Annotated in this window: 8 protein-coding genes; 4 read left to right on the forward strand and 4 right to left on the reverse strand. The window is 49.1% G+C overall.

The window, feature by feature from the left end:
- Positions 1 to 22 precede the first annotated feature (22 nt).
- Both nirB and FGT79_RS24985 read left to right on the forward strand, forming a co-directional pair.
- Positions 23 to 2,464 (forward strand): nitrite reductase large subunit NirB, encoded by a 2,442-nt coding sequence (gene nirB, locus FGT79_RS24980; protein ID WP_138755561.1) that lies wholly within the window; start codon positions 23 to 25, stop codon positions 2,462 to 2,464.
- A 13-nt stretch (positions 2,465 to 2,477) separates the two neighbouring features.
- Positions 2,478 to 2,831 carry a nitrite reductase (NAD(P)H) small subunit gene (locus FGT79_RS24985; RefSeq protein WP_138755562.1) on the forward strand — a complete coding sequence of 118 codons (354 nt, stop codon included), beginning with the start codon at positions 2,478 to 2,480 and terminating at the stop codon, positions 2,829 to 2,831.
- A gap of 265 nt (positions 2,832 to 3,096) precedes the next feature.
- Here the strand turns inward: FGT79_RS24985 and FGT79_RS32655 are convergent, their stop codons facing one another.
- Both FGT79_RS32655 and FGT79_RS24995 read right to left on the reverse strand, forming a co-directional pair.
- Positions 3,097 to 3,405 carry an MBL fold metallo-hydrolase gene (locus tag FGT79_RS32655; protein ID WP_138755573.1) on the reverse strand — a complete coding sequence of 103 codons (309 nt, stop codon included), beginning with the start codon at positions 3,403 to 3,405 and terminating at the stop codon, positions 3,097 to 3,099.
- A gap of 184 nt (positions 3,406 to 3,589) precedes the next feature.
- Positions 3,590 to 4,327 carry an SDR family oxidoreductase gene (locus tag FGT79_RS24995; protein ID WP_138755574.1) on the reverse strand — a complete coding sequence of 246 codons (738 nt, stop codon included), beginning with the start codon at positions 4,325 to 4,327 and terminating at the stop codon, positions 3,590 to 3,592.
- Between the two features lie 186 nt (positions 4,328 to 4,513).
- On the opposite strand from FGT79_RS24995, the gene FGT79_RS25000 reads away from it, so the two are divergent.
- Complete coding sequence (locus FGT79_RS25000) at positions 4,514 to 5,428, forward strand: AraC family transcriptional regulator (RefSeq protein WP_138755563.1); 915 nt, start codon at positions 4,514 to 4,516, stop codon at positions 5,426 to 5,428.
- A 265-nt stretch (positions 5,429 to 5,693) separates the two neighbouring features.
- Here the strand turns inward: FGT79_RS25000 and FGT79_RS25005 are convergent, their stop codons facing one another.
- Positions 5,694 to 7,097: a sensor histidine kinase gene (locus tag FGT79_RS25005; RefSeq protein ID WP_138755564.1), complete on the reverse strand. Its 1,404-nt coding sequence runs from the start codon at positions 7,095 to 7,097 to the stop codon at positions 5,694 to 5,696.
- Positions 7,094 to 7,789: a response regulator transcription factor gene (locus FGT79_RS25010; protein WP_171056435.1), complete on the reverse strand. Its 696-nt coding sequence runs from the start codon at positions 7,787 to 7,789 to the stop codon at positions 7,094 to 7,096. Before FGT79_RS25010 ends, FGT79_RS25005 begins: the two co-directional genes overlap by 4 nt.
- Before the next feature lie 248 nt (positions 7,790 to 8,037).
- Here FGT79_RS25010 and FGT79_RS25015 point away from each other — a divergent pair.
- Positions 8,038 to 11,548, forward strand: a 3,511-nt coding sequence (locus FGT79_RS25015) for a beta strand repeat-containing protein (RefSeq protein ID WP_246096612.1), incomplete at its 3' end; no start/stop codon positions are given.

The raw sequence follows: 11,548 nt of genomic DNA on the forward strand, positions 1-11,548 counted from the left end.
GTTTTCCGAGGAGGAACTAAAAATGGCTGGACTGCATGATACACGTGAGAAACTGATACTGATTGGTAATGGCATGGCGGGAGTGAATGCAATCGAGCAGGTATTGAAGCTTGCGCCGGACAAATACCAGATTACGGTCATTGGCAAAGAGCCGCATCCCAATTATAATCGTATCCAATTGTCCTACTTATTGGAAGGAAGCAAAACGTTTGAGGAAATCATTCTGAATGATTATTCGTGGTATGAGCAGCATGGGATTACTTTATTGACTGGCATAAAGGCCACGCATATCGATACCGAGTCCAGACGCGTACAATTGAGCGATGGGACTTCTAGCGACTATGACAAGCTGATCATCGCTACAGGATCTAATCCGTTTATGCTGCCGATTCCTGGGATACATAAAGAAGGTATTGTCAGCTTCCGCGATTTACAGGATTGTGAGCGCATGACAAGTGCGGCGCGTGAATGGAAGAAGGCGGCCGTTATCGGCGGCGGCTTGCTTGGGCTTGAAGCCGCGAAGGGACTTCTAAAGCTGGGAATGGAAGTAACGGTCGTTCACTTATTCCCGGATTTGATGGAACGACAGCTGGACCCCGTCGCTTCGTCTATGCTGCAAGCGGAGCTTGAGGCGCAGGGTATTCGTTTCCTACTGAACAAGAAGACAACTGCAATTGACGGAGAAACGCGCGTAGATCGCTTGCAGTTCGAAGATGGTTCGTCGCTGGAAACGGATTTTCTCGTGATGGCGGTAGGCATTTTGCCGGAGGCGACACTGGCTCGCGATTGCGGCATAGAAACGGCAAGAGGCATTATCGTGGACGACTTTATGCAGACAAGCGCACCGGATGTATATGCGGTTGGTGAATGCAATCAGCATCGGGGGATATGTTACGGCCTTGTAGCACCGCTATTTGAGCAAGGCGCCGTGTTAGCGAAGCATCTATGCGGTCTGCCTGTGGAGCCGTATCAAGGAACGATCGTATCCACCAAGCTGAAAATATCCGGCGTTGATGTATTCTCCGCTGGGGAGTTTCAGGATGCGCCTGAACTAGATGTTATCCGCATGCAGGACCATTGGAAGAAGACGTATAAAAAAGTGCTTCTCCGTGAGAATCGTATCGTCGGCTGCGTTCTATTCGGAGATATGACAGACTCTGCGCAGCTGTCCAAGTGGGTGAAGGTGCATGAGCCGATGACACAGGACATTCACGAGCAGCTCGTAGGCTCGAAGCATATAGATGACGCAGATCCGCTCTCTTTCGTTGCAGCTATGCCTTCTGATGAAATCGTATGCGGGTGCAACGGGGTAACCAAGGGCATGATCATGCATGCCATTACAAATAATGGACTGCGTACAGTGGATGAGATCAAAAGCTCCACGGGTGCCAGCCGTTCCTGCGGAGGCTGCAAGCCGATGGTAGAGCAGATTCTAACCTTGGCGCTTGGTGACAAATATGAGGGCAGTCATAGCGCAGTCGAGTCGCTTTGCGGCTGCACCACGCATAGCCGAGAGGATGTCATTGCGGCCATTCGGGATAAGCGATTAACTTATGTTCGCGAAGTCATGAATGTGATGGGTTGGCAAAATCCAGAGGGCTGTACGAAATGCAGACCAGCGATCAACTATTATATCGGCATGGTATGGCCGGATGCCTTCCAGGATGAGAAGGACTCCCGGTTCGTTAACGAGAGGCTGCATGCCAATATTCAGAAGGACGGCACGTATTCGGTTGTTCCTCGGATGTACGGCGGGGTGACAACACCGGAGCAGCTGCGCAAAATAGCCGATGTAGCTGACAAATTCGAAGTGAAAATGGTCAAGGTAACAGGTGGACAACGACTGGATCTACTAGGCGTGAAGAAAGAAGACCTTCCGCGTGTGTGGGAAGATCTCGGTATGCCGTCGGGTTATGCATATGCGAAGGCGATTCGTACGGTGAAAACCTGCGTTGGCTCTACATTTTGTAGGTTCGGGACACAGGATTCCCTTAGTATGGGAATCCTGCTGGAAAAGAAGTTCGAACGGCTATGGATGCCAGCCAAGTTTAAGATGGCCGTTAACGGCTGTCCGCGCAACTGTGCGGAGCCAGCGTTTAAGGACTTCGGCATCATCGGCAACGATGGGGGCTGGGAGATCTATGTCGGCGGCAACGGCGGGATTAAGCTGCGGGCTGCGGATCTATTATGCAAGGTGAAAACGGATGAAGAGCTTATCGAGCTCGCAGGTGCTTTTATCCAATTCTATCGAGAAACCGGAAAGTACGGGGAGCGGACATCGGAATGGGTGGAGCGGCTCGGCCTGCCTGCAATTGTCAGTGAAATTGTCGAGAACAAAGCACGCCGAGAAGAGCTTATGGCAAGTATTGAACGGGCTCTGCAAGGGCTGTATGATCCGTGGGGTGAGGTTGTAGAGAGTGAAGAGCTGCAGCATCGGCTATACGAGCACATTCAGATGACTTAGGGGAGGCAGCGATATGGAAGCCGTTATGAGTAAAGGTGAAGTAGCGTATTATCCAGTAGGAAGTCTTGCAGATTTTCCTTTGCATCTAGGGAAGGTTGTTAAACTGGGCAGCGGCGGAACGGAAATCGCCATATTCCGATTGGACGAACGTACGCTGTACGCATTGGAGAATAGAACAGGGCATCAGAAGGGAGGCCCTCTCGCTGAGGGTCTTGTCAGCGGCGAGTATGTGTATTGTCCGCTTCGTGATTGTAAAATAAGCTTGGTCACGGGAGAGGTTCAGCTCCCAGACACCGGACAGGTAGAGACGTTCCCGCTTTGCTTGGAGGGCGATGTTGTGCTTGTTGGTATTGAGCAGAATGGATAGATTGATAGCTTGAATAGTTGGAAAGTAACGACAAACCCCCGAGTCAATGATGACTTGGGGGTTTTCTGTAGCGTGCTAGGTAATCGGTTAGAGAGTCATGTTGACTCGATGGAGAATGGTAGCGAAATGTATATAGGGAGTTGGTGCTAAAAGAAAAATAGGAATTCAATAGAAAGATTGTGTATGGAACAGATGGTTCATTTTAAGTTTGATGGTAGGATGTTTAAGATTATTCGTGCTGAACCGCATCACAAGTATGAAGAATTCATAGTGGAGACGGTTTGTCAGAGCCATCAGTAGAGACAACGGCTGTACATAGCATAATCCGATCTTTTTCGTGATAGAAGACGACGTGTCGCGGCGAATGACCTGGTTTAAAACAAGGTTTTAAGCTGCCAATAGCGTGTAATTTTCTGACATGATCGGGATGTCCATGGGTCAGCACGATTTGTTTTAACGGACCGGCGTTTAGTCTTCGTTTTTTTATAGAGTAAGTTTGAGCAAATGTGGGTTGTAAATTCTCTAAGAGACCTAACCACTGTAGATTATTTCGAGTTCGAAGGTGACGAGGCAGTTGCGAAGACTGATATTATTCACGCTCTTCATAGCAGATTGATGATTATAATATGTGTAAGGTTCGAATATCAAGAAAATAAAGACTGCCGAGACTTTCTCGACAGTCTGACGCAACCTTGTAAAGGTGCGTGTCTTTGTGCCTGGCTACCTAAATTAACGACTTGCTGGCCTTGCCTTTCTATTCAATTAAACCCGCCGTTAACTCGAATCGTCTGTCCTGTGATCCAACGGGCCTTGTCGCTGACGAGCAGTTCGATCGCGTTCGCGATATCCTCCGGTTCGCCCAATCGCCCGAACGCGTTCATCCGGCGGAACGAGTCGACCAGCTCCGGCGATTTGCCGTTTAGGAACAATTCCGTTGCCACTTGCCCGGGCGCAATGCAGTTGATAATGATGTCCTTGGGGCCGAACTCCTTCGCCAGTTGGCGGGTCAATTGCTCAACCGCGCCTTTCGTCGCAGCGTAGACGCTATAGGTCGGAAGCATCGCGCCCGACACGGATGTCGAGAAGTTAAGGATCGTTCCGCCCGGCAACATATGTTTCATCGCTTGTTGACAAGCGAAGTAAGTCCCCTTCACGTTAAGAGCGAATTGGCGGTCGAAGCTATCCTCCGATACGTCCCCGATCGCCGCGTTCTCCATCGTGCCGGCATTATTGACTAGAATGTCCATGCGCCCGTATCGCTCGAGCGTCTTCTCGAACAACGCTTCGACTTCGCTTATCTTGCCCAGATCCGCTCGGATAGCCAGCGCCTCGCCTCCGGCTTGCCCGATCGTCTCCACGACTTCCTCGGCTTTCACCTCGTTGGAGGAATAGTTGACGACCACTTTCGCACCCAACTGTGCCAGTTGGATAGCGATTTGCCGTCCGATGCCTCGGGATGCTCCCGTTACGATTGCAACTTTGCCGTTCAAACTCATTGTCATTCGCTCCTTTATCCGGATATCAGTCGACCGGCTATGCCTTCTTGTTCGACCTCGCATCCTTATGATAACCAAACGACATATCGCGGCGGTAGACCATACCTGTTCGATCTTTGCCTAATTCTCTTCCGTCCAGCTATTATATAGGTAAGATGCAATCTCCCAGGAAAGGAAGTCTCCTTGATGAATACGATAAACGAAGAGCAACGTTTGAAGCTGGCCCAGCGGCAACTGGCGTCCTTGATCCTCCGCCATGCTCCCTCGACCGGGACGCACCCTACTGTCGTGCCTTCCTTGCAGCTAATGCATGCCACCGAATTGTCGGAGCCGATGGAATCCGTGTACAAGCCGTCCATTTGCGTCGTGGCGCAAGGCGCCAAAACGGCCTCGCTGGCTGACGAGACCTACTGCTACGATCCGTCTACCTACCTCGTCGTTTCTGTCGACCTGCCCATCCTCGGTCGAATCATCGAGGCGTCTCCGGAGACGCCATATCTAAGCCTCAAACTTAGCTTCGACAACGATGTCATTTTGGATATCGTCAGAGAAATGAGTTCTTCAGTCCCCGCGCCTGCCGCGTCCGCTCGCGGCATCAAGGTCAACCGATCGACCCCCGCGATGCTCGAAGCGCTCGTACGGCTTATGCGGCTGCTCGACGAGCAGGAGGACATTCTGATAGTATCGCCGCTGATTGTCCGCGAGATCCTATACCGGGTTCTTCAAAGCGAACAAGGCGCGGTCTTTCGCCAACTCGCGCTTATCGGTAGTCATTCGCATAACATCTCGCAGGCGATCCAATCGATCAACCGACAATACAACCTACCGATCGAGGTCGAGCAGCTCGCCAAGTCCGTGAACATGAGCGTGTCAGCGTTCCACAAGCATTTCAAGCGCGTCACGGCAATGAGCCCTTTGCAATACCAGAAGACCTTGCGTCTGCAAGAGGCGAGACGCCTCATGTTGACGGAATCCGTTCAAGCCTCCGATGCGGCGTTTCGGGTAGGCTACGAGAGCCCTTCCCAGTTCAGCCGGGAATACGCCCGCATGTACGGAAGTCCGCCGACCAAGGATATTCAGGAGTTGCGCCAATCCATTTAGGGTGCCTTCGATTTCGCTCTATAGATGTTACGGTGAACCGTATCATCGCTAGTGGTAAAGCAGAGGATCGAATTGAGGGTAGAAGCGGCGATGCTCAATCTGCGAATAGGAGCGTAAGTGCTCCACACATGTGGAGTCGGTCGTATTATTACACAGAGTTGATAAATAACCGTGATGCTCGAGAAAATAAATGTCACTTTGCACAACAAACAGAGCCCACTACTGCATAAGAAGCAGTAATGGGCTCTGTTTGATAAGGATTCATCTAGTTCTTCGGCAGCTTAATGAGAAATGTAGTCCCCTCGTAGGGGATACTGGTCAGTTGAATATTGCCTTGATGCGCCTCGACTATATCCTTTACGATAGATAGTCCGATGCCAAGGCCTTCACCCTTTCTTCCCCGATCTACACGATAGAACCGTTCAAAGATTCGCTCCTGTTCTGCTGGAGGAATTCCTGCACCTTTATCCTTCACTACAATACACACAGTTTGTTCTTCCTCAATCAGCTCGATGTGGAGAAAGTGTCCATCCTTCCCATAACGAATGGAATTATCTAGCAAGTTGCGGAGCATTCTTTCGATTAATGAAGCATCAATCCATGCAAAAACCTCCATTTCCGGTAAGGCTACCTCAAATAAAAATTCCTGTTCATCAATAACAAAAAGGTAATCAGAAGCAATTTTTCGAATAAGCTCGGATAAGTTATAGGAGGAGAAATGGATTTCCAGCTTATCGGTTTCTTGTCGTGAAACGTCGAGTATTTGATCAAGAAGTTTGGCCATGTATCGGGAGCGTTGAAGAATGATTTTGGCGCTGGTTTGCAGATCCTTCTCATCTTTGTAATGGCCAGTTCGAATCAACTCAGCATAGCCAAGCATCATAGTTAAAGGTGTTCGCAAATCGTGGGATAAATTAGACAGCAAGAGCTTGCGATTATTCTCCAATTGTTCGATTTGATTGACTTGCGTTCGTATTCTTCGAGTCATGTCATTATAATGCCGAGTGAGATGACCGATTTCATCCTTGGAGTTATCCTTCAGTTCCATTACATTCGTTTGGATATTAACTTGATTCAACGCCATATTTAACTTGCGGATACGTCGATTAATGGAGTAAAAATACCATGAAGATAGTATGTATGGTATTAAAAATGCGACCAATATAGGTAATGCAAAAATAAAATATACGGAAAAGGAACGAACGTAGAAATACATTTGGCCTGGCTTTAACGCATCAGTAGGCAATCCCATTAGTAAATAATAGGTTTCTCCATTCTGTTCTGATGCATAGGCCAGTGAAACCTGATTTCCGTCGGTTGATAGTGTATATCTCATGTCGAGAAATCGATCGAACAGTTCTTTAAATTGATAATGGTTCATGATGCCCGAAGAGTCGTATATCGCTGTGCCATCAGAGGCGATCCATTCAAAACGGATTTTCGGATGCTCCTTGGAAAAAGGCGTTAAAGCTGATTCAATTCCATGCTCACTGAATACTTGCTGCTCCTGGGCGGATTCCAGTACGGAATGTGCAATATTGTCCAGAATATGCAAGGAATATCCATCATTAGCGACATTCGCTATTGTTCTGATGAGAACGAGGAATACAACCAAGCTTATTACGTAACTCAAAATGACGAAAATCCACATTTTTGTACGAAGTTTCATAGTCCATCTCCCGAAAAACGATAACCCACACTTCGAATCGTATGAATATAGTGAGGAGAAGAGGGGAGAGGTTCTATCTTTTTGCGTAGCCGATTCATAAAAACGCTTAACGTGTTATCATCATAATTTTCGTGATTCCAGATTTGCTGATAGATTTCTCTTTTGGTTAGTACGCGATCAGGATTTCTCATAAACAATTGAAGGAGTTCGCACTCCATCTGGGTCAAGGTATAGCTTTCTCCATGATTAACAAGGAGTAGATTGTCAACATCGAGCTTCAAATTATTCAGCTGAATCACAGCGGTATTGAGATGAGCTTTGGGACGTAGTCGTCTGAGATTGGTTTGTAAACGGGCAATAAGCTCTAGTGGGCTAAAGGGTTTCGTAACGAAATCTACTGCGCCAAGACCGAGTGCGGTGATTTTGTCTTCTTCGTTTCTTCTGGCACTAAGCACGATGACTAGTAGCTCCATTTCATTCTCTCGTAGATAGTGTAAGACCTCGAATCCGTTTTGGTCATCCATCATCAGATCGAGAATCATCAAGCTAAAGGGAGCTCCCTTTAGTTGCGCTATTGCTTCATGTCCTGATTCAGCTTCGAAAGCTTCCATTCCAGCATGTTCGACGTGAATGCGGATGAGCTGACGGATTTCGGGTTCGTCGTCAACGATTAGAATTTTGTCTGAATTCATCAGGGGTAGGTCACTCTCCATAGTTGTCACTTTTTATTAAAATATATCAGGTTGCCAGAAGAAAGTGTAGCACAGATATACATTTTGAATTCCGTTAAGAATTCATTAAGAATTCAACTCCTTGTCATTGTTATACTTTTCTAAATAAGCTCAATATTAATTAGGAATAGGTGAGTGGAATAACTATGATCAGACGATTTTTTTTCTTATTAACCTTATTATTCATTTTGGGAGGCCTGATTCCTGCGTTGGCTTCGGCAGCTTCTTATGATCAGTGGAATATTCGGAGTCCGATACCCACGAGTCAAGATATGAATGGCGTTAGCTACGTGAATGGCATGTATATGTCAGTGGGGGACAACGGAACGATATTGACCTCTAGTGATGGAGTAAGCTGGACGAGCCGTACGTCGGGAACAACAAACGACTTATATGACATTAGCTACGGTAGTGGTTTGTATGTAGTGGTGGGGTCACATGGAAAGATATTGAGCTCAAGTGATGGTATAAGTTGGACGGGGCGTTCGTCGGGAACCACCAATTATCTTATTGGTATCAACTTTGGCAATGGCCAGTTTGTGGTGGTGGGGAATAGTGGGACGATACTGACCTCGAGTGATGGCGAAAGTTGGACGAGCAAGACGTCGAACACGCTGATTGATCTTAGTAGCGTGAGCTATGGCAATGGTAAGTATGTGACGGTGGGGGGAAGTGGGACGATACTGACATCGAGTGACGGATCGACCTGGGCTAATAGCTCTTCGGATGAAAGTAGTCATCTTATGAATGTTATCTACGACAACGATATGTATATAGCAGTAGGGTTCACTGGAACCATACTGACCTCCAGTAATGGAGAGAGTTGGACGAGGCGTACGTCGGGTAACATGAATTTCCTTTATGGTGTTAGCTACGGTAACGGTTCGTTTGTAGTGGTTGGGAATAATGGAACGATATTGGCATCCAGTGATGGGGTAAGTTGGACGAACAGGACGTCTAATACCTCGAATAGCCTTCAGGGCGTGACCTACGGCAACGGCATGTTTGTAGCGGTGGGGGGCAGTGGAATGATAGTGAGTTCTACTGATGGAGTAAGTTGGACGAGTCGTACATCGGGTAGCCCGAATAATCTTCGTAGTGTGAGCTATGGAAACAGTATGTATGTGGCTGTTGGAGTAGATGATACGATAGTAACTTCCAATGACGGAGCATTCTGGACGATCCGTAGGTCAGGTCTATATCAACTTAATGCCGTCACCTATGGCAATAATAAGTTTGTGGCGGTGGGGAATTCTAGAAAAGTGTTGAATTCAATTGATGGAGTGACTTGGACAGACACATCTGAATCGGGTAGCGCGAATCCGTTAAATGGTATCAGCTATGGTGCTGATAAATTTGTGGCGGTGGGAGGCAGTGGAATGATAGTGAGTTCCGATGATGGAGCGACCTGGATGGTTCGCTCAACAGGCACCACGAATCAACTTCTTGCTGTTACGTACGGCAACGGTAAGTTTGTTGCGGTGGGAGAGAGTGGAGCGATTTTGACTTCCAGTGATGCAGTGACCTGGACGGACCAAACATCCCCGTTACATACAAATACACTTACGAATGTCGTCAGCAACGGTACCAACATGTATGTAGCGGTAGGGGTAGTAGGATTAATATTGACCTCTGATGATGGGGTGACTTGGACAAGCCGCACGTCGGGAATTGGCACTCATTTTCGTAGTGTCACATACGAAGATGGTAAGTTTATAGCGGTGGGGGACAGTGGTAGGATATTGACCTCCAGCGACGGGATAACCTGGACGAGTCGCTCGTCAGGAATCACGGATACACTTAGAGGTGTTATCTCTTCCAGCGGTACTTATGTAGTGGTGGGGGATAATGGAAGGATTATACAATACAGCGATGCTGACTTAAGCGGCTTGACGTTATCGAGCGGAACGCTGAGTCCGGCGTTTGCGTCCGGCACGACAAGTTTCACGGCGAGCGTAGCGAATGGCGTGAGCAGTATCACGACAACGCCGACGGTATCGGACGACGGAGCGACGGTGACGGTGAACGGCATAGCCGTTGCGAGCGGAGCAGCATCGGGAGACATTAGCTTGAGCGTGGGAAGCAACACGATCACGACGGTGGTAACGGCAGAGGATGGCACAACGATGAAGACGTACACGGTGACGGTGACACGAGCGGCGGCAGCGCTAAGCAGCAATGCGGATTTGAGTGATTTGACTTTTTACCAAGAGAATGGTGTTATTCCTTATAACATTGATTTTGAACCTGGCAACATCAGCTATGCGTTAGGCAACTTATATGGTGTGACTAGTCTCCTGGTAAAGCCGGTATTGTCTGACATCTGGGCGACGGTGGAGGTGAACGGGACGGTAGTGACAAGTGGCAGCCAGTCCCCGGTAAATTTGAACTTGGGCAGTAATACGATCACAGTACTGGTGACAGCGCAGGACGGTACGACGAAGACGTACACGTTGACGGTGACGCGTTTGCTTGGCATTGACTCGGTTTTAAAACACAACGGTTTGACGTTATCAAGCGGCACACCTATGGAAGACCCATTGAACTATACCAAATACTTTGCTGACGTGGCGAACAGCGTGAGCAACATCACGGTTACACCGACGGCGAGAGATAGCAAGGCAACGATAACAGTAAATGGTACGGTGGTGGCAAGCGGCAGTGCATCGGGTGCGATTACCCTGAATGTGGGTAGCAACACGATCACGATATTTGTGACAGCGGAGGACGGCACGTCGAAGAACACATACACATTGACGGTGACACGAGCGGCGGCAGCGCTAAGCAGCAACGCTGACTTAAGCGGCTTGTCGTTATCGAGTGGAACGCTGAGTCCGGTGTTTGTATCTGGCACGATAAGCTACACGGCGAGCGTGGCTAATGGCGTGAGCAGCATCACGGCAACACCGACGGTGTCGGACAGCAATGCGACGGTGAAGGTGAACGGCATAGCAGTTGCGAGCGGAGCAGCATCGGGAGACATTAGCTTGAGCGTGGGCAGCAACACGATCACGACGGTGGTGACGGCAGAGGATGGCACGACAACGAAGACGTACACCGTGACGGTGACACGAGCGGCGGCAGCGCTAAGCAGCAACGCTGACTTAAGCGACTTGTCGTTATCGAGTGGAACGCTGAGCCCGGTGTTTGCGTCTGACACGATGAGCTACACGGCGAGCGTGGCTAATGGCGTGAGCAGTATCACCGCAACTCCGACGGTATCGGACGCGGGCGCGACGGTGACGGTGAACGGCATAGCAGTTGCGAGCGGAGCAGCATCGGGAGACATTAGCTTGAGCGTGGGAAGCAACACGATCACGATGGTGGTAACGGCAGCGGATGGCACGACAACGAAGACGTACACAGTGGCAGTGACACGAGCGGCGGCAGCGTTAAGTAACAACGCTGACTTAAGCGGGTTGTCGTTATCGAGCGGAACGCTGAGCCCGGTGTTTGCGTCTGACACGATAAGTTACACGGCGAGCGTGGCTAATGGCGTGAGCAGCATCACGGCAACAACGACGGTATCGGACGCCGGCGCGACGGTGACGGTGAACGGCATAGCAGTTGCGAGCGGAGCAGCATCGGGAGACATTAGCTTGAGTGTCGGAAGCAACACGATCACGACGATGGTAACGGCAGAGGATGGCACGACAACGAAGACGTACACAGTGGCAGTGACACGAGCGGCGGCAGCGTTAAGTAACAACGCTGACTTAA

The organism is Paenibacillus sinopodophylli, from assembly GCF_005930355.1.
GTDB classification, from domain to species: Bacteria; Bacillota; Bacilli; order Paenibacillales; family Paenibacillaceae; genus Pristimantibacillus; species Pristimantibacillus sinopodophylli.